15 protein-coding genes and 1 riboswitch are annotated in these 18,334 nt (G+C 71.8%); of the genes, 9 read left to right on the top strand and 6 right to left on the bottom strand.

From position 1 onward, the window contains the following. Positions 1–48: 48 nt before the first annotated feature. The 3 genes from ACZ51I_RS25170 (at position 49) to ACZ51I_RS25160 (ending at position 2,344) form a co-directional block, all read left to right on the top strand. On the top strand, positions 49–477 hold the full coding sequence (locus ACZ51I_RS25170) for a guanyl-specific ribonuclease (RefSeq protein WP_468879835.1): 429 nt from the start codon (positions 49–51) through the stop codon (positions 475–477). Next, a complete protein-coding gene (locus ACZ51I_RS25165; RefSeq protein WP_468879833.1) occupies positions 467–796 on the top strand; it encodes a barstar family protein in 330 nt (109 codons plus the stop codon). Before ACZ51I_RS25170 ends, ACZ51I_RS25165 begins: the two co-directional genes overlap by 11 nt. 105 nt (positions 797–901) lie before the next feature. Further along, positions 902–2,344 (top strand): GuaB1 family IMP dehydrogenase-related protein, encoded by a 1,443-nt coding sequence (locus ACZ51I_RS25160; protein ID WP_468879830.1) that lies wholly within the window; start codon positions 902–904, stop codon positions 2,342–2,344. A gap of 224 nt (positions 2,345–2,568) precedes the next feature. Here ACZ51I_RS25160 and ACZ51I_RS25155 read toward each other — a convergent pair whose 3' ends face one another. After that, entirely contained in the window at positions 2,569–3,552 is a 984-nt protein-coding gene (locus ACZ51I_RS25155) for an SGNH/GDSL hydrolase family protein (protein ID WP_468879827.1), read from the bottom strand. Between the two features lie 341 nt (positions 3,553–3,893). On the opposite strand from ACZ51I_RS25155, the gene ACZ51I_RS25150 reads away from it, so the two are divergent. Together ACZ51I_RS25150 and ACZ51I_RS25145 are read left to right on the top strand one after the other, a co-directional pair. Continuing rightward, entirely contained in the window at positions 3,894–5,381 is a 1,488-nt protein-coding gene (locus tag ACZ51I_RS25150; RefSeq protein WP_468879825.1) for an amino acid permease, read from the top strand. 10 nt (positions 5,382–5,391) lie between these two features. Continuing rightward, positions 5,392–5,847, top strand: coding sequence for an Lrp/AsnC family transcriptional regulator (locus ACZ51I_RS25145; protein ID WP_015032260.1), 456 nt, complete (start codon positions 5,392–5,394; stop codon positions 5,845–5,847). A gap of 76 nt (positions 5,848–5,923) precedes the next feature. Here ACZ51I_RS25145 and ACZ51I_RS25140 read toward each other — a convergent pair whose 3' ends face one another. After that, the gene (locus ACZ51I_RS25140) at positions 5,924–6,487 is read right to left on the bottom strand and encodes a Repetin (protein ID WP_468879821.1); all 564 of its coding nucleotides are present in this window, start codon (positions 6,485–6,487) and stop codon (positions 5,924–5,926) included. A gap of 285 nt (positions 6,488–6,772) precedes the next feature. Between ACZ51I_RS25140 and ACZ51I_RS25135 the strand changes: the two genes are divergently transcribed. Next, on the top strand, positions 6,773–7,579 hold the full coding sequence (locus ACZ51I_RS25135) for a carbon-nitrogen hydrolase family protein (protein WP_468879818.1): 807 nt from the start codon (positions 6,773–6,775) through the stop codon (positions 7,577–7,579). A gap of 58 nt (positions 7,580–7,637) precedes the next feature. Next, complete coding sequence (locus ACZ51I_RS25130) at positions 7,638–9,335, top strand: flavin monoamine oxidase family protein (RefSeq protein WP_468879815.1); 1,698 nt, start codon at positions 7,638–7,640, stop codon at positions 9,333–9,335. 13 nt (positions 9,336–9,348) lie between these two features. On the opposite strand, the gene ACZ51I_RS25125 is transcribed toward ACZ51I_RS25130, so the two are convergent. The 3 genes from ACZ51I_RS25125 to ACZ51I_RS25115 form a co-directional block, all read right to left on the bottom strand. Beyond that, on the bottom strand, positions 9,349–10,068 hold the full coding sequence (locus ACZ51I_RS25125) for a DUF5995 family protein (RefSeq protein ID WP_468879813.1): 720 nt from the start codon (positions 10,066–10,068) through the stop codon (positions 9,349–9,351). Between the two features lie 73 nt (positions 10,069–10,141). Then, entirely contained in the window at positions 10,142–11,536 is a 1,395-nt protein-coding gene (locus ACZ51I_RS25120) for a uracil-xanthine permease family protein (protein WP_468880528.1), read from the bottom strand. A 110-nt stretch (positions 11,537–11,646) separates the two neighbouring features. After that, positions 11,647–12,861 carry an MFS transporter gene (locus ACZ51I_RS25115; protein ID WP_468879810.1) on the bottom strand — a complete coding sequence of 405 codons (1,215 nt, stop codon included), beginning with the start codon at positions 12,859–12,861 and terminating at the stop codon, positions 11,647–11,649. 140 nt (positions 12,862–13,001) lie between these two features. On the opposite strand from ACZ51I_RS25115, the gene ACZ51I_RS25110 reads away from it, so the two are divergent. After that, positions 13,002–14,144 (top strand): ROK family transcriptional regulator, encoded by a 1,143-nt coding sequence (locus ACZ51I_RS25110; protein WP_468879807.1) that lies wholly within the window; start codon positions 13,002–13,004, stop codon positions 14,142–14,144. 160 nt (positions 14,145–14,304) lie between these two features. Here ACZ51I_RS25110 and ACZ51I_RS25105 read toward each other — a convergent pair whose 3' ends face one another. Then, positions 14,305–16,674, bottom strand: a complete 2,370-nt coding sequence (locus ACZ51I_RS25105) for a chitinase C-terminal domain-containing protein (protein ID WP_468879805.1) — start codon at positions 16,672–16,674, stop codon at positions 14,305–14,307. A gap of 273 nt (positions 16,675–16,947) precedes the next feature. Further along, positions 16,948–17,077, top strand: a riboswitch (FMN riboswitch). A gap of 173 nt (positions 17,078–17,250) precedes the next feature. Between ACZ51I_RS25105 and ribD the strand changes: the two genes are divergently transcribed. Further along, positions 17,251–18,333: a bifunctional diaminohydroxyphosphoribosylaminopyrimidine deaminase/5-amino-6-(5-phosphoribosylamino)uracil reductase RibD gene (ribD, locus tag ACZ51I_RS25100; protein ID WP_468879802.1), complete on the top strand. Its 1,083-nt coding sequence runs from the start codon at positions 17,251–17,253 to the stop codon at positions 18,331–18,333. Position 18,334: the final 1 nt, after the last annotated feature.

Here is an 18,334-nt window from a genome sequence, read left to right as displayed (position 1 = left end):
GCCTGTCGAGAAGGGGCCGGAGCCATCCCCCGACGGTATGTTCGGGAGATGTCGCTCCGGCCCCCGCGCGTGCTCCTCGCGCTCGTCCTCGCCGTCCTCCTGGCCGGGTGCTCCTCGGCGGGCGGCGGGACCGGCACCGCCGCCCCGGCCTCCCCCCGTACGACCGCCGCCGTACCCACCGGCACCTCCGGGCTCCCCACCGTACGGGCCTCGGAGCTGCCGCCCGAGGCTCGGAGGACGCTCGGCCTCATCGCCCGCGGTGGCCCCTTCCCGTACGCCAAGGACGGCGCCGTCTTCTCGAACTTCGAGCGGATCCTGCCCCGCGAGGAGCGCGGCTACTACCACGAGTACACCGTCCCGACCCCCGGCGAACGCGACCGGGGAGCCCGCCGGATCGTCACCGGACGGAACGGCGAGACGTACTACACCGACGACCACTACGAGACCTTCCGGGAGGTGGTCACGGATGAGGCTTGACGACCCCGTCGTCCTCGACCTGACCGGAGTCACCGACAAGGCCGCCCTCATGGACCGGTGCGCCGGCGCGCTCGCCCTCCCCGACTGGTTCGGCCGCAACTGGGACGCGCTCGCCGACTGCCTCACCGACCTGCCCGAGCCGGTCACCCTCGTCGTCACCGGCTGGCAGGCGTACGCCAGGGCGCGGCCGCGCGAGTGGGAGACCGCCCAGGAGGTCTTCGCCACGGCGGTCGAAGAACGCCCCACGCGCCTCTCCGTCCTCCTCGCCCTCGGGGGTTTCGGAGGATCTGACGAAGCACCTCCCGCAAGCCTCGGATGATTCGCCCGGGGCTGGTATTCGTACGGGCGTGGGACAATGAACTACGTGCTTTTTCCCCTGGCTGAAATGCCTAGGGGCCGATCCGAACGACTGGGATGTCAGCACGTGCGTTTCCTCAATGACGTCAAGCCGCCCTACGACCTGACGTACGACGATGTGTTCATGGTGCCGAGCCGCTCGGCCGTCGGCTCCCGCCAGGCCGTGGACCTCTCCTCGCCCGACGGCACCGGGACCACGATCCCGCTCGTCGTGGCCAACATGACCGCCATCGCCGGCCGCCGGATGGCCGAGACCGTCGCCCGCCGAGGCGGCCTGGTCGTCATCCCGCAGGACATCCCGATCGAGGTCGTCACCGACGTCATCTCGTGGGTGAAGAGCCGCCACCACGTCCTGGACACCCCGATCGTCCTGGAGCCGCACCAGACCGTCGCCGACGCGCTCTCCCTGCTGCCGAAGCGCGCCCACAACGCCGGTGTCGTCGTCGACGAGAACCGCCGCCCGGTGGGCGTCGTCACCGACGCCGACCTCTCCGGAGTCGACCGCTTCACCCAGCTCTCCGAGGTCATGTCCAGGGACCTGCTGCTCCTGGACGCCGACATCGACCCGCGCGAGGCCTTCAACACCCTCGACGCCGCCAACCGCCGCTACGCCCCGGCCGTGGACGCGGACGGCAAGCTCGTCGGCATCCTCACCCGCAAGGGCGCCCTGCGCGCGACGCTCTACAGCCCCGCCGTCGACAAGAACGGGCAGCTGCGCATCGCCGCCGCCGTCGGCATCAACGGCGACGTCGCCGGCAAGGCCAAGCAGCTGCTCGACGCGGGCGTCGACACGCTCGTCATCGACACCGCGCACGGCCACCAGGAGTCGATGATCAGCGCGATCCGCACCGTGCGGGCGCTCGACCCGCAGGTCCCGATCGTCGCGGGCAACATCGTCGCCGCCGAGGGCGTCAAGGACCTCATCGAGGCGGGCGCGGACATCATCAAGGTCGGCGTCGGCCCCGGCGCCATGTGCACCACCCGGATGATGACCGGCGTCGGCCGTCCGCAGTTCTCGGCCGTCCTGGAATGCGCCGCCGAGGCGAAGAAGTACGGCAAGCACGTCTGGGCCGACGGCGGTGTCCGTCACCCGCGTGACGTCGCCATGGCACTCGCCGCGGGCGCGTCCAACGTGATGATCGGCTCCTGGTTCGCCGGGACGTACGAGTCCCCGGGCGACCTCCAGCACGACGCCAAGGGCCGTGCCTACAAGGAGTCCTTCGGCATGGCCTCGGCCCGCGCCGTCCGGAACCGGACCTCGGACGAGTCCGCCTACGACCGCGCCCGCAAGGCGCTGTTCGAGGAGGGCATCTCCACCTCGCGGATGTTCCTCGACCCGCAGCGTCCGGGCGTCGAGGACCTGATCGACTCGATCATCGCCGGTGTCCGGTCCTCCTGCACCTACGCCGGAGCCGCGTCGCTCGCCGAGTTCGAGGAGAAGTCGGTGGTCGGCATCCAGTCGGCGGCGGGCTACGCGGAGGGCAAGCCGCTCCACGCGAGCTGGAGCTAGCCGCTCGCCGCGCCGCACACCACGGGCCCCCGGGAGACACCTCCCGGGGGCCCGCGGTTCGTTGCGGGCCGCCGCCCGTCGTGGACGCACGCTGCGCCGGGGCGACGCCCACCCGCCAGGACGGCGGCCCCCCTCGCGGACCGCTCCGCCGGGACGCCTGCCCACACGGGGGTGGCCGGGCGCACCGCCCGGCGCGGGCTCGCTCGAGCCCCTCAGGCGGTCGGCTACAGAAGGTCGCGCAGCGTCTCCGTCACCGCTTGGGCCATCCGCGCGTGGCCCGCGTCGTTCGGGTGCAACCCGTCCGCCAGGTCGTCCGGACCGAGCAGCGGGCGGCCGGGGAGGACGTGCAGCCGGGCGTCGCCCTCGGCGGCCAGGTCCCGGCCCGCCCGTTCCATGGCCCTGCGCAGCTCCGTGAGGGTGGCGCCGAGGGCGTTGCGGGTGTGCTCGGCCTCCGGGCGCAGGACCGGCGAGACGATCAGCAGCGGGGTGTCCGGGTGGCCGCGGCGGACCAGGCCCACGAAGGCGCGGACGGTCTCGTACAGCCAGTCCGCAGTCGCCGGCGCCCTGGACCAGCAGTTGGTGCCGAAGGCGAGGGTGATGGCCTCGCCCGGGAGCCGCGCAAGGTGCTCCGCGAGGGGCAGCTCGCCCCGCGCCCCGCCCGCGTACCCCAGATTGACCGGATCGAGGTCGAGGAGCCGCCCCGCCACGGCCGGCCAGGAGAGCGCCGGGCGGGTCGCCCACCAGCCCTCGGTGATCGAGTCGCCGTGGACGAGCCAGCGGGGCCGGACCGGGGCCGGGGAGAGCGCGCCGCCGACGGCCCGCAGGGCGAGCGGCACGGGCGCCTGATCCTCCGGGAGGTGGACCGTGCACACCCCGCCGTGCGGGGGCAGCGGGAGCGTGACGGCCCCCTCGGACGTCGGCGTGACACACGTCTCGCCGACGAAACGCGTCCCCTGCCACAGGGCGAAGCAGTGACGCAGCGCCCGCAGCGGGTCCTCGGGCTCCGGGACGGCCGCCCGGTAGCGGAGCTCCACCGCGCGCGTGCCGGGCTCGGCCGTGAACTCGAGCCGTACGCCGATGGGCAGCGCGGCCCGCTCGGCGATGTCCCACGGCAGCCGGTCGAGATCGCCGGGGTCGGCGCGTACGGGCCGGTCGCCGTCCAGCCACGCCGTGCCGCGCAGGAACGGTGCCGGGTCGAGCCAGTGCACAGATGCCTCCGGTCCTCGGGTCGTCGGGGGTGCGCAGCCTTGGTCCTACCCCGTGAGGAGTTCCTACGCCTGCGCGGGCCGGTTCACACCCGGATGTGTCGATTCATGCGGGGGAGCGCAATGTTTGCCCGTCTGCGCCCGAAGTGCGCAATGATCATTCGCCACTGCGCAACAACCCTGCATTACGACTGCGAACTTCTCCCCTTAGGCTCGTGCCCTGTACCAGGAGTGGCGGCGACCGCCTGCTCGGCGGTTTCCGTCCCCCGTGGATCTGCTTCGGCATGCCCGCGTACCGCCGTGGTCGCCTCCGTACCCACAGGCAGCGATAAGGAGCCTCCGCAGTGCTGGACCACGGCGCAGCCCCACCGGTCGACGACACGACCACCCCGAAGACCTCCGCTCTCCACGCCCTCATCCGCCGCAAGCCGGTGGAACACCTGGTCGAAGAGGGTGGTCAGGGTGAGGGCGGCAGTCTCCGCCGCTCGCTCTCGATGTGGCAGCTGACCATGATCAGCATCGGTGCCACGCTCGGCACCGGCATCTTCGTCGTCCTCGGCGACGCCGTGCCGAAGGCAGGCCCCGCCGTCACGATCGCCTTCGTGATCGCCGGCCTGACGGCCCTGTTCTCGGCCCTCTCGTACGCCGAGCTGGCCGGCACCATACCGGTCGCCGGGTCCTCCTACTCGTACGCGTACGCAACGATGGGTGAACTCGTCGCCTGGGTCTGCGGCTGGTGTCTGGTCCTGGAGTACGGCGTCTCCGTCGCCGCCGTGGCCGTCGGCTGGGGCGAGTACCTGAACGAGCTGCTCGACGGCACGATCGGCGTCACCATCCCCGACGTGCTCTCCTCCGCCCCGGGCGAGGGCGGCATCATCAACCTGCCCGGTCTGGTCGTCGTCCTGCTCGCGATGGTGTTCCTGCTGGGCGGTGCCCGCGAGTCCGCCGTGGTCAACACGATCATGGTCGTGGTGAAGATCGTCGCGCTCGCCCTCTTCTGCGCCATCGGTTTCATGGGCTTCAAGTCCGGCAACTACAAGGACTTCATGCCCCTCGGTACGGCGGGTGTCAGCGCCGCCGGCGCCAGCCTCTTCTTCTCGTACATCGGCTTCGACGCCGCCTCCACGGCCGGCGAGGAGGCGAAGGACCCCAAGCGTGACCTGCCCCGCGCGATCATGCTCTCGCTGCTCATCGTCACCGTCCTCTACGTCCTGGTCGCCGCCGTCGCGGTCGGCGCGTGGAACTGGAAGGAGTTCGAGGGCTCCGAGGCCACCCTGGCGGCGATCATGAACGACGTCACCGGCCAGACCTTCTGGGGCACGATGCTCGCCGCCGGCGCGGTCATCTCCATCGCCAGCGTCGTCCTCACCGTGCTCTACGGCCAGACCCGCATCCTGTTCGCGATGTCCCGCGACGGCCTGGTCCCGAAGGCCTTCGGCAAGGTCAGCGGCAAGACCGGCACCCCGCGGGTGAACACGGTCATCGTGTCCCTCTTCTGTGGCCTGCTCGCCTCGCTCATCCCGCTGGGCAAGCTCGTCGACGCCACCAGCATCGGCACCCTCTTCGCCTTCGGCCTGGTCAACATCGCGGTCATAGTGCTCCGTTACACCCGCCCCGACATGCCGCGCACCTTCAAGGTGGCCCTCGGACCGGTCTTCCCGATCCTCGGCTTCGTCTTCTGCGCCTACAACATGTTCAGCCTCGACGCCGTCACCTGGGCGGTCTTCGGTTGCTGGATGGCGGCCGGGCTCGTGTTCTACTTCCTGTACGGCATGCGCCGCTCCCGACTGGCCACGGCTCCGGCCCTGGCAGAGGCTCCAGCAGAGAAGTGATCCACCCGTAGTGCGACTCAACGACCTCGACGAACGCATCGTCCACGCCCTCGCGGAAGACGCCCGGCGCAGCTACGCCGACATCGGCTCGCTCGTCGGACTCTCCGCGCCCGCCGTGAAGCGGCGCGTGGACCGGCTCCGGGCCGAGGGGGCCATCACCGGATTCACCGTACGGGTGGACCCGGCGGCGCTCGGCTGGGAGACCGAGGGGTTCGTCGAGATCTACTGCCGCCACAACACCTCGCCGGACGACATCCGGCGAGGTCTGGAGCGGTATCCCGAGGTGGTGTCCGCGTCGACCGTCACCGGTGACGCGGACGCCGTCGTCCAGGTCTTCGCCTCGGACATGCGCCACTTCGAGCGCGTCCTGGAACGCATCGCGGGCGAGCCCTTCGTCGAGCGCACCAAGTCCGTCCTGGTGCTCTCGCCGCTCCTGCGGCGCTTCTCCTCCGGCTCGCCGGCGTAGTCCCCCGGGAGGAGGGGCGGCGCGGGCCGTGGTTCCCGCACCGCCCCCCGCGCCCCGCCTACCCCCGTGGGGCGGTCTATTCGGTGGGGTACTCGAGCTGCCAGGGCAGCACCTTGAAGTCACCGGTGCCCGGCAGCACCTTCTCGAAGGGGGCGGAGCTCAGGCACGGCGGAACCTCCAGGTTCGTGTCGCGCCCGATCCAGCTGTAGCCCAGACGGTCGTGCTTCCCGTCGTCGTGCACCGAGACCCCGACGCGCTTGTTCCGGAAGGCGTCCACGTCGGTCTCGGTCACCACCCCCGTCACCACGGCCACCTTGCCGCCCGTGGTGAGGCAGTCCACCTTCGCCACCGCGTAGCCGCCCTTCCCGTCCTTGTAGTGGCTGAGCCGGAAGGTGCCGGTCGCGGCCTGCGGATCCTTGTTGTCCTTCTTCGCCAGGTGCGCGTCGAAGGAGAACGTGATGTCGTCACCGGCCGGCCGGTACAGCTTCGCGGTGCCGGTCAGCGCGGCGGCCTCCCTGACGGTGGCCGTGGCCGCCGCCGGGGCGGGAGCCTCCTCCGCCGAAGCGGCGGCGATCCCCCCTGCCCCCAGGGTGAGCAGGACGGCGGCGGCGACGGCGACGGTCTTCGTGCGGCGGTTCATCGTGGTCCCTTTCGGCAGGTCGTCCGGGGTCTCCCGGACGACCACCACTCTTCCGCGCGGGCCGCGCCCGGGCGTCGCGCCGCAGGACGGTTCCCTTCTCCGCCGCGCGGCGGGGGAGCCGTACGACCACGGTCGGAGCCGTACGCAACGAATCGACGGCCCCACCACAGATCGCGCAACGGTTCGACGGTCGGTCCGCAACGCTGCCGCCTTGTCCCGGTGGAGTGCGAAACCGTACCGTTTTTGACGTCTTCCCCCTGTACTTTCGACCGCCGAGGATCGCCGATGCCCGCGCTGCGCACCGCCCTGCTCCAGAGCTCTGGCGAGCTCGGTGACGTGGCCGCCAACCTCAAGATCCTCGACGAGGCCGCCGCCCGTGCCGCGGCCGCCGGCGCCGGGCTGCTGCTCGCCCCCGAGCTGTTCCTGACCGGCTACGCCATCGGCGCCGACATCGCCCGCCTGGCCGAGCCGTCCGACGGCCCCTCCGCCCGCGCCGTCGCCGCCATCGCCGTGCGCCACGGCCTGGCCGTCGGCTACGGCTACCCGGAGCGGGACACCGAGCGGCACGGCGTCCTGTACAACTCCGCGCAGCTCATCGGCGCCGACGGCGTCCCGCTCGCGCAGTACCGCAAGACCCACCTCTTCGGAGGCTTCGAGACGAAGTGGTTCACCCCCGGGGACCGCGCCGTCGTCCAGGCGGAGCTCGGCGGGCTCACCGTCGGCATGATGATCTGCTACGACGTCGAGTTCCCCGAGAACGTGCGGGCGCACGCGCTGGCCGGGACGGACCTCCTCCTCGTGCCGACCGCGCTCATGCACCCCGCCGAGGTCGTCCCCCTCTCCGTGGTGCCGGTCCGCGCCTTCGAGAACCAGCTCTACCTCGCGTACGCGAACCGGACCGGCCCCGAGGGCGACTTCGAGTTCGTCGGCCTCTCCACCCTGGCCGGCCCCGACGGCACCGCCCGGGCCCGCGCCGGTCGCGGCGAGGACCTCGTCGTCGGCGACGTCGACCCGGCCCTCCTCGCGGCCTCCCGGGCGGAGAACCCGTACCTCCGCGACCGCCGCCCGGACCTCTACGGCTCCCTCCTCTGAGCCGCGCCCCACACCCCCCTCCCGCCTCACCTTTTTCCGTGCAAGGAGTCCGTACCCCATGACGTCCACGGTGCCCACGACCGCCGTCCCGCACAGCGACGGCCAGCCGCCGATCACCATGTTCGGTCCGGACTTCCCGTACGCCTACGACGATTTCCTGGCCCACCCGGCCGGGCTCGGCCAGATACCGGCCACCGAGCACGGCACCGAGGTCGCCGTCATCGGCGGCGGGCTCTCGGGCATCATCGCCGCGTACGAGCTGATGAAGATGGGGCTCAAGCCCGTCGTCTACGAGGCCGACCAGATCGGCGGCCGACTGCGCACCGTCGGCTTCGAGGGCACCGGCGCCGAGGGCCTCACCGCCGAGATGGGCGCCATGCGCTTCCCGCCCTCCTCGACGGCCCTCCAGTACTACATCGACCTGGTCGGCCTGGAGACCAAGCCCTTCCCGAACCCGCTGGCCGAGTCGACCCCGTCGACCGTCGTCGACCTCAAGGGCGAGTCGCACTACGCCACCACCGTCGACGACCTCCCGCAGGTCTACCGCGACGTGATGAACGCGTGGAACGCCTGTCTGGACGAGGGCGCCGACTTCTCCGACATGAACCAGGCCATGCGCGAGCGCGACGTCCCGCGCATCCGTGAGATCTGGTCGAAGCTCGTCGAGAAGCTCGACAACCAGACCTTCTACGGCTTCCTCTGCGACTCCGAGACCTTCAAGTCCTTCCGGCACCGCGAGATCTTCGGCCAGGTCGGCTTCGGCACCGGCGGCTGGGACACCGACTTCCCCAACTCCATCCTGGAGATCCTCCGCGTCGTCTACACGGAGGCCGACGACCACCACCGCGGCATCGTGGGCGGCTCGCAGCAGCTGCCGCTGCGCCTGTGGGAGCGCGAGCCGGAGAAGATCGTCCACTGGGCCCAGGGCACCTCGCTGTCCTCGCTCCACGACGGTGCTCCGAAGCCGGCCGTGACCCGGCTCAACCGGACCGCCGGCAACCGCATCACCGTCACCGACGCCTCCGGCGACATCCGTACGTACCAGGCGGCGATCTTCACCGCCCAGTCCTGGATGCTGCTCTCCAAGATCGCCTGCGACGACTCGCTCTTCCCGATCGACCACTGGACGGCGATCGAGCGCACCCACTACATGGAGTCCTCCAAGCTCTTCGTGCCCGTGGACCGGCCCTTCTGGCTGGATAAGGACGAGGAGACCGGCCGTGACGTCATGTCGATGACGCTCACCGACCGGATGACCCGCGGCACCTACCTCCTGGACGAGGGCCCGGACAAGCCGGCCGTCATCTGCCTCTCGTACACCTGGTGCGACGACAGCCTGAAGTGGCTGCCGCTCTCGGCGAACGAGCGGATGGAGGTCATGCTGAAGTCGCTCGGCGAGATCTACCCGAAGGTCGACATCCGGAAGCACATCATCGGCAACCCGGTGACGGTCTCCTGGGAGAACGAGCCCTACTTCATGGGCGCCTTCAAGGCCAACCTGCCGGGCCACTACCGCTACCAGCGCCGCCTGTTCACGCACTTCATGCAGGACCGGCTGCCCGAGGACAAGCGGGGCATCTTCCTCGCCGGCGACGACATCTCCTGGACGGCCGGCTGGGCCGAGGGCGCGGTGCAGACGGCGCTCAACGCGGTGTGGGGCGTGATGCACCACTTCGGCGGCGCGACCGACGGCACCAACCCGGGTCCGGGCGACGTGTACGACGAGATCGCTCCGGTCGAGCTGCCGGAGGACTGAGTCCGTACGGGAGTCAGGGCCTGGTCAGGGGCGTGAGCAGCATCCGCCCCACCAGGCCCACCGACCGGTCGAGGCGTTCGGTGAACTCCCCGGCCAGGTCGGGCAGCCCCCGCAGCTGCCACAGCGAGCGGGCGGCGAGCCAGGCCCCGTCGCGGGCCCGGTCCAGGCTCCAGCAGCCCAGCAGATGAGTCAGCGGGTCCGCGATCTCCAGGAGGTCCGGGCCCGGCATCAGCTCCTCCCGGATGCGCTCCTCCAGGAGGACGAGGATGTCGCCGACCCGGTCGAACTCGTCCTCCAGATCGGCCGGCGCGCACTCCAGGATCCGGCAGGCGTCGACCACCGCGAGCGCCAGGTCGTGGCCGACGTGGGCGTTGATCCCGGCGAGTGCGAACTGCAGCGGCCGTACGCCCGGGTGGCGCCGGTAGTGGAAGAGGGGCCGCCAGCAGGCGGGGGCGGGACGGCCGGTGGTGACGGCGTCGACGGCCGCGAGATAGCGCTCGGCGAACCGTACGTCGAGGGTCGTGGCGGCCCGCCGGTCGGTGAAGGTGCCCGCCTCGATGGCGTGGCCGATCTCCTCGGTGACCGTGAGGTAGACCCGGTTGAAGACGGCGACCCCGTCGGCCGGATGCCAGGCCGTGCGGAGCGCCCGCATCCGGTCCACCACGGGGTCGACCGCGACGAACTGGCCGATGCGCGGTCCGATCTGCTGCCCGAGCTGTTGGGTCTGCGCCATGGGGGCAGGCTCCCAGCCGCCGGGCCCGGGAGGGAACTCCTCGGGCCCGGCTTACCCAGAACGGGCGAATCACTCAGCTCTTCGACACGCCGTCCGTGTTCTTCTCGTACGAGCTGGTGCCCGCGTCCAGGAGGGGTTCCTGCGTCTTCAGGTGGGCCGGGGCGAAGGCCCGCAGCACGTGGTAGCCGGTGATGACGACGATCGTGCCGAGCGCGATGCCGCCCAGCTCGAAGGTGTCGGTGAAGGTCAGCTTCACGCCGCCGACGCCGATGATGATGCCGGCGGCGGCCGGGACGAGGTTGAGCGGGTTGCGCAGGTCGACCTTGGCGTTGATCCAGATCTGGGCGCCGAGCAGGCCGATCATGCCGTAGAGGATCACGGTGATGCCGCCGAGGACGCCACCGGGGATCGCGGCGACGACCGCGCCGAACTTGGGGCAGAGGCCGAAGAGCAGCGCGAAGCCGGCGGCTGCCCAGTAGGCGGCGGTCGAGTAGACGCGGGTGGCGGCCATGACGCCGATGTTCTCGGAGTACGTGGTGTTCGGCGGGCCGCCCACGGCCGTGGACAGCATCGAGGCGGCGCCGTCGGCTGCGATCGCCGTGCCGAGCTGGTCGTCCAGCGACGCGCCGGTCATCTCGCCGACGGCCTTGACGTGCCCGGCGTTCTCCGCGATCAGGGCGATGACGACGGGCAGCGCGACCAGGATCGCGGACCACTCGAAGCTGGGGCCGTGGAAGGACGGCAGACCGATCCAGTCGGCCTTGGAGACGCCGGAGAGGTCCAGCCGCCAGTGGTCGGTGACCTGGCCGCTCGCGGACTGCGAGTGGATCCGGCCGAAGACGAGGTCGAAGATCCAGGAGATGCCGTAGCCGAAGATCAGGCCGAGGAAGATGGCGATCCGGGACCAGAAGCCGCGCAGACAGACCACGGCGAGACCGGTGAAGAGCATCACGAGCAGCGCCGTCCACTGGTCCTGAGGCCAGTACGTCGAGGCGGTGACCGGCGCCAGGTTGAAGCCGATGAGCATGACGACCGCGCCGGTCACGATCGGAGGCATCGCCGCGTGGATGATCCGCGCCCCGAACTTCCGGACGGCGAGACCGGCCAGGAAGAGCACCGCGCCGACGACGAGGACCGCGCCGGTCACGGTGGCGCTGGTGCCGCCGGAGGCCCGGATGGCGGCGGCGACGCCCACGAAGGAGAGCGAGCAGCCCAGGTAGGACGGGACGGTGCCGCGGGTCGCGAGCAGGAAGATCGCGGTCGCGACACCGGACATCATGATCGCGAGGTTCGGGTCCAGACCCATGAGGACCGGAGCGACGAAGGACGCCCCGAACATCGCGACGACGTGCTGGGCGCCGAGGCCGACCGTGCGGGGCCAGGAGAGCCGCTCGTCCGGGCGGACCACGGCTCCCGGAGCGGGTGTTCTCCCGTCGCCGTGCAGGGTCCAGCGCACGCCGAGGTTCATGAGGTCGCTCCCGTTCTCCGGTTCCGGCGGTCGCGTCATGACCGCAAAAGATCAGCCACATGGTATGCGCCTGGACCGCACCGCCGCCGGGCCGGAGAGGGGGACCGGCGCTATCCCACCGGCCCGGCGCTCTTCGCGGGCGCGGGCGCCGCCGACGCCGCCTCACGGCCGCCCGTCCTGAGCACGCCCGCGCCGAGCACCAGCCCCAGGGCGAGCAGCGTGACCAGGCCGAAGGAGAAGACCAGGGAGGTCGCGTCGGCGATGCCGCCGATCGCCGAGGGGGCGATGAGGCCCGAGGTGTACGTGATGGTGGCGACGCCCGCGATGGCCTGGCTCGGGTTGGGGCCGCTGCGCCCGGCCGCGGCGAAGGCCAGCGGGACGACGACCGCGATCCCGAGCCCGATCAGGCCGAATCCGGCCATCGCGACGGCGGCGTGCGGGGCGAGGACGACCAGGAGCCCGCCGAGGGTGGCGACGGCGCCCCCGACCCGTACCGTACGAACCGCTCCGAAGCGGTCCACCACCCGGTCTCCGGCCAGGCGCGCCACCGCCATCGTCAGCGCGAAGGCGGTCGTCGAGGCGGCCGCGAGCCCCGCCGAGCTGCCCAGCTCGTCCCGGAGGTAGACGGCCGACCAGTCGAGGCTGGCGCCCTCCGCGAAGACCCCGCAGAAGCCGATGGCCCCGATGACCAGCGCGGACTTGGGCGGCAGCGAGAAGCGCGGCGGCGGCTCCTCCTCCGGGGTGCTGCGCACGTCGAGCACGCCCTGGCAGAAGACCAGGCCGAGTGCGGTGAGCACGAGGGCCGCGACCAGGTGGTGCAGCCGGGCGTCGCCGCCGAGGTGGGCCGCGACCGTGCCGGCGGCGGAGCCGAGCAGGGCGCCCACGCTCCACATGCCGTGCAGGCTCGACATGATGGACTTGCCGAGCCGGTTCTCGGTCTCGACGCCGAGCGCGTTCATCGCCACGTCGGACATGCCCGCGGTCGCCCCGTACACGAAGAGCACCCCGCACAGCCCCCAGACGTTCGGGGCGAGCGAGGGCAGCGCCAGCGAGAGGGTCCACAGGGCGAGCAGGCCGCGCAGGGCCGTGCGGGCGCCGAAGCGGTGTGAGACGGCCCCGGCGAGCGGCATGGCGAGGGAGGCGCCGAGCGCGGGGAAGGCGAGCGCGAGCCCGAGCTGACCGGCACTCACGCCCGCGTGCTCCTGGATCCAGGGGATCCGGGTCGCGAAGCTTCCGGTGACCGAGCCGTGGACGCAGAAGACGGCGGCGACGGCGAAGCGCGCCCGCCGGAGGCGATCGGTGCTGGTGACGGTCTCCGCCGCCATGGGCCCTCCCGTGGTCAGGGGTGTGTCGGGGTGTGCTGTGGGGGTGCCGCGTAAACTATCAGGAACCCTGCCTGATAAATAGACCGCAGGGGTCGGTCCGGGCCGGACGCGCCCGGGAACGAGTCTGAGAGGATCGCCGCATGGCCGCATCCCCGAGCACCGCACGAGCCATCAACGACCGGTTCGCCCTGCGACTGCTCCAGGACGAGGGCCCGCTGACGGCCACTCAGCTCAAGACGCTCACCGGACTCTCCCGCCCGACCGTCGCCGACCTCGTCGAGCGGCTCCAGGGCTCCGGCCTCGTGCACGTCGTCGGCGAGGCCGGAGCCGAGCGGCGCGGACCCAACGCCAAGCTGTACGGGATCGTCGCCGACCGCGCCCACCTCGCCGCCCTGGACGTCCGCACCCGCTCCGTCTCCGTCACCGTCGCCGACCTCCTCGGCACCACGCTCGCCGAGGCCTCCGTCCCCGTCGGAGGCGACAGCGGCACCGGACCGGCCGTCGAGAAGGCGGTCGCGCTCCTGGAACGGACCGTGCGGAAGGCGGGCGCCGACCGGCTGCACAGCGTCGCCGTCGGCGCCCCCGGCCTCATCGACCCCGCCACCGGCGAGCTGCGCGACTCCACGGGCCTGCCCGCCTGGCACCGGCGGCTCGTCGGCGTCCTCCAGGACCGGCTGCCCGCCCACGTCCTCGTCGAGAACGAGACCAACCTCGCCGCCGTCGCCGAACTGCGCGAGGGCGCGGCCCGCGACCGCGAGGACTTCGTCCTGCTCTGGCTCGGCCAGGGCGTCGGCGCCGCCGTCGTCCTCGACGCGCGCCTGCGCCGGGGCGCCTCCGGCGGTGCGGGAGAAGTCGGTTTCCTGCCGGTCCCCGGCACCTCCGGACTCCCCTCGGCCACCGGCTGCGACGGCGGCTTCCACGAGCTGGCCTGCGCGGCGGCCGTCGGGGCCCTCGCCGCCGCCCACGGCCTCGACCCGGCCGAGGCGCTCGCCTCCGACCACGGCCCCTTCCTCGACGCCCTCGCCCGCCGCCTCGCCGTCGGCGCGGCCGCCGTCGTCTCGGTCCTGGATCCCGGCTGCGTGGTCCTGGCCGGGGAGACCGGCCACCAGGGCGGCGCCGGGCTCGCCGCGCGCGTGGAGTCCGAACTCGCGGCGCTCTCCCCGCTCCGCACCGAGGTCCGGCCCACCGCCCTCGGCGACGCGGCGGTCCTCCGCGGCGCCCTGCTGATGGCGCGCGACACGGCCCAGGACGCCCTCTTCGGGCCGCCGGCGACGGGACTCTAGCCGCCGGGCCCGGCCCCCGTCCGTGGCGTACGCGTCAGGCCGTGTCAGGGACCGGGAGAACACGACCGCGCCGCGCCCCGGGCAGGGGGCGCGGCGCGGTGGGGCCCGGCGGCGGCAAGGGCCGTGATGTCCGCCGCCGGGGGTCATCGGACGGGGTGGGTCAGCAGGTGCCGAGGTCCTTCCAGACACCCCACTCGCCGGTCGTGCCCGGCTCCTCGTTCTGGGTCCACCACTGGGCCTTCCACTTGTGGCCCTTGTGGGAGACCTCGTTGCCCGCGTTGTAGATCGTGCCGGCCACGTACGCGGGCACGGTGCAGCCCGTGGTGGGCGGCGTCGTGGGCGGGGTCGTCGGCGGTGTGGTCGGGGGAGTCGTCGGCGGGGTCGTGGGCGGCGTGGTCGGCGGGGTGGTGGTGCCCGGCTCCACGACCGTCGTGCCGCGCGCCAGGTCGCCGGCGAGGGCGTACGTCGTGCCGTTGATGTTCACCGTCCAGTTGGAGGGGGTGGACACCGGCAGGTAGTAGTTGAAGGCCAGGTCGACCGTCGCGCCCGGGGCCAGCGACTGCCAGGCCGGGAGCTTCAGGGAGACGCGGTGGAAGTCGCCCTTCAGGCCGCCCACGTTGGAGCCCGTGTGGTCGCTGCTGATGACCTTCGTGCCGAAGCCGGACTGGTCCGAGGCGTTGGCCGGGGCCGAGGTGCCGTAGTCGAACTGGAACTCCGTGCCGCCGGGCAGGGTCGTCGCCGTGTTGTTGGTGATCTTGATCTTCGGCGTGATCGGGTAGTTCGAGTCGCCCAGCTTGAACTCGGTGAACTGGGCGTCGATCTTCACGGCCCGGGTCGGCAGCGCCTTGCCGGCCTTCTTCGCGCCGTACGGGGTGGCCGCCTTGAACTTGTCGTACATCAGCGAGGTGAGGGTCGAGCCCATCTCGTACTGGCCCTTGGCCGCGTTCCAGGCGTAGTCGCCGGCCATCTCCCAGACCATGGTGCCGCCGATGCCCCGGTCGACCACGTAGTCGGCCTTCGCGGCCACGGACTGCTCGTCCTCGGTGGAGAGGAAGACCTTCTTCTGCGCGTTCCACAGCCACGGCGCGACCAGGGTCGTGTCGTACTTGCGGGCGTAGGTGCCGGTCAGGGTGGTGTTCGCCGGGAAGCCGTACTGGGTGACGTAGTCGCCGACGATCCCCTTCTCCAGGTTCTTGGCGTGCCACATCGGGTTGGAGCCGGCGGGCGACTCGACACCGTTGGTGTCCTTGTCGTGCCAGAGGTTGTCGATGCCCGTGGCGCCGTCGCCGCACTTGGTGAGGCCGGCCCCGGCCGGGCAGGTGGTCGCGGAGGCCTTGCCCCACAGACCGTCGGTGCCGCCCTGCACGTTCTTGTGGCCGCGGGTGTAGTACGGCAGGCCGATGTTGATGCGGCCGGCCGGCATGGAGCCGCGGAAGTAGTGGTAGGCCCAGTCGGTGTTGAGGTAACCGATGCCGCCGTACTGCGAGGAGCCGTAGACGTTGGCCGCGGCGAGTTCGCCGTCCTTGCCGTCGTCGAAGAGGGAGGCGTTGGGCCCGACGTACTCGTTCCAGGCGCCGTGCAGGTCGTAGGACATGATGTTGACGTAGTCCAGATACCTCTGCATCTGGAAGGTCTCCATGCCCCGCAGCAGGTAGCCCGAGGAGGGGGCGGCGACGGTCAGCAGGTAGTGCTTCCCGTCGGCGGCGCCGGCCGTGTCCAGTTTCTCGCGCAGGGACTTCATCAGGGCCGCGTAGCCCTGCACGAGTCCGGCGCGGCGGGCGTTGGCGAGCTGCCAGTCGAGCGGGTTGCCCGCGTCCTTCATCGTGGTCGGGTACTCGTAGTCGATGTCGACGCCGTTGAACCCGTACGTGCGGATGAAGTCGACGGCCGAGGCCGCGAAGGTGTCGATCCCGGCCTGGTTGACCGACCCGTCGGCGTTGGTGGCCATCGCGTAGAAGCCGCCGGAGTTCACCCGGTCGCCGTTGTCCGCGAAGTAGCCGCCGGTCTCCGCCCAGCCGCCGACCGAGATCAGCGTCTTGACGTTCGGGTGCTGCTTCTTGAACTTGTTGAGCAGGTTGAAATGGCCCTTGTACGCGTACGCGGGGTCCATCTCGGCGCCGGCGACACCGGGCCAGGTCATCCCCGTGGCCGCGTTGTCCGGACCGTTCGTGCCCACGGAGAGTTTGTTGTCGCCGCCGATGTGGCCGAACGCGTAGTTGATGTGGGTGACCTTGTCCCACGGGATGTCCTTGGCCAGGTAGGCGGGCTGGCCGTTCTTGCCGGTGCGCCAGCCGGTGAAGTAGCCGATGACCCGGCGCTGGTGGTCCGCGCCCATCTTCTCGCGGCCCTCGGTGTCGTAGACCGAGCAGTACGGGACGTCGACGCCGGGGGTCTTGTAGAGCCCGTCGGGACGACAGGACTCGTTGTCGGCGGCGTACGAGACGCCTCCGGAGAGCGAGCTGAGCAGCAGCCCGGCGACGGCCGCGCCGGACGCGAGCAGCGAGGCTCTCTTCGCCGTGGGGGACGACACGATCGGTTCCTCCTGGGGTGGGGATCCCCCTACGCCCTCAGGGTGTAGGGGGGTGGGGAAACACAACGAACAAGGGGGTGGGTCGTGTTGGGCCCGGGGAGTGCGCACGCCGACGGGCCGTTACCGCGGAGGTGACACGGAGATTAAGAGGACTAGACCAGTGCGTCAATAGGTCTGGACCAAAGAAGAGTTCAGGGGCGTCTGTGAGCCAGCCCACAGGGTCCGGCCCGCTCACTCCTCGCGAGCCGTGGCACACTGGCCCTGTATCAGCAGCAGCGCACTCCGGGGTCGGTGTAATTCCGAACCGGCGGTATAGTCCGCGACCCGTCCGCAGCCAGCGGCCGGTTGACCAGGTGAGATTCCTGGACCGACGGTGAAAGTCCGGATGGGAGGCAGTGCGCGGCGGGTGACCCTTCCAGGGGCGCACCGGCCGTACGTCCGCTGGTCGCCGTGTCGCAACCGATCGGCGTCCCCGCGGGACCGCGGCCTCGGCGCACCCTGTGCGAGACGTCCTACCCGCTCTCTGTCGACATCGACAGGCCCCGGAGTCCGTGCCCGAAGAGGCAGGAGGACCCGGTGGCCCAGCAGGCCGACATCATCGCCATGCGACGCGCCGTCGAGCTCGCCGCACGCGGACTCGGCGCCACCAGCCCCAACCCGGTCGTCGGGTGCGTCGTCACCGACGCCTCGGGCCACCAGGTCGGCGAGGGCTTCCACCAGCGCGCCGGCGGCCCTCACGCCGAGATCCACGCCCTGCGCGCGGCCGGCGTCCTGGCCCGTGGCGGCACCGCGTACGTCACCCTCGAACCCTGCAACCACACCGGCCGCACCGGCCCCTGCGCCCAGGCCCTCGTCGAGGCCGGGATCAGCCGGGTCGTGTACGCGGTCGGCGACCCGAACCCGCAGGCCACGGGCGGCGCCGACACCCTCCGCGCCGCCGGGATCGAGGTCGAGCAGGGACTCCTGGAGGAAGAGGCCGAGGCCGGCAACATCGCCTGGCTCACCTCCGTCCGCCGCGGCCGCCCCTTCGTCCGCTGGAAGTACGCCGCCACTCTCGACGGCCGCATCGCCGCCGCCGACGGCACCTCCCGATGGATCAGCTCCGCCGAGTCCCGCGCCGACGTCCACCGGCTGCGCGCCGAGGCCGACGCCGTCGTCGTCGGCTCCGGCACCGCCCGCGCCGACGACCCCCACCTCGCCGTACGGGGTGTCGAAGGCGCCGTCCAGCCGCTGCGGGTCGTCGTCGACACCGAGGCGACCGCCGTGAAGCCCGGCTCCCGGGTCCTCGACGAGGCCGCCCCCACCCTGATCGCGATCGCCGAGGACGCCGAGGACGCCGAGACCACGCTCACGGACGTCGTACGGCTTCCCAGGGCCGAGCGCGGCCTCGCCGTCCCCGCCCTCCTGGACGCCCTGCACGCGCGCGGTGTCCGCTCCGTCCTCCTCGAAGGCGGCCCCACCCTCGCGGGCGCCTTCCTCGCCGCGGGCGCGGTCGACCAGGTCGTCGCCTACCTCGCCCCCGTCCTCCTCGGCGCGGGCCCCGCCGCCCTCGCCGACGCCGGAATCGCCACCCTCACCGAAGCGTTGCGGCTCGACATCACCGAGACCGAGCGCATCGGATCCGACCTCCGCATCACCGCCACCCTCAAGGGAGCCTGAC

The sequence above is a fragment of the Streptomyces sp. NPDC034084 genome (assembly GCF_055575535.1).
This window is presented reverse-complemented; position numbering and strand designations above follow the sequence as displayed.

Coding starts and splice junctions, on each gene's coding strand:
- ACZ51I_RS25170 (WP_468879835.1), top strand. CDS start 49: ATGTCGCTCCGGCCCCCGCGCGTGCTCCTCGCGCTCGTCCTCGCCGTC.
- ACZ51I_RS25165 (WP_468879833.1), top strand. CDS start 467: ATGAGGCTTGACGACCCCGTCGTCCTCGACCTGACCGGAGTCACCGAC.
- ACZ51I_RS25140 (WP_468879821.1), bottom strand. CDS start 6,487: ATGAACCGCCGCACGAAGACCGTCGCCGTCGCCGCCGCCGTCCTGCTC.
- ACZ51I_RS25135 (WP_468879818.1), top strand. CDS start 6,773: ATGCCCGCGCTGCGCACCGCCCTGCTCCAGAGCTCTGGCGAGCTCGGT.
- ACZ51I_RS25130 (WP_468879815.1), top strand. CDS start 7,638: ATGACGTCCACGGTGCCCACGACCGCCGTCCCGCACAGCGACGGCCAG.
- ACZ51I_RS25125 (WP_468879813.1), bottom strand. CDS start 10,068: ATGGCGCAGACCCAACAGCTCGGGCAGCAGATCGGACCGCGCATCGGC.
- ACZ51I_RS25120 (WP_468880528.1), bottom strand. CDS start 11,536: ATGAACCTCGGCGTGCGCTGGACCCTGCACGGCGACGGGAGAACACCC.
- ACZ51I_RS25115 (WP_468879810.1), bottom strand. CDS start 12,861: ATGGCGGCGGAGACCGTCACCAGCACCGATCGCCTCCGGCGGGCGCGC.
- ACZ51I_RS25110 (WP_468879807.1), top strand. CDS start 13,002: ATGGCCGCATCCCCGAGCACCGCACGAGCCATCAACGACCGGTTCGCC.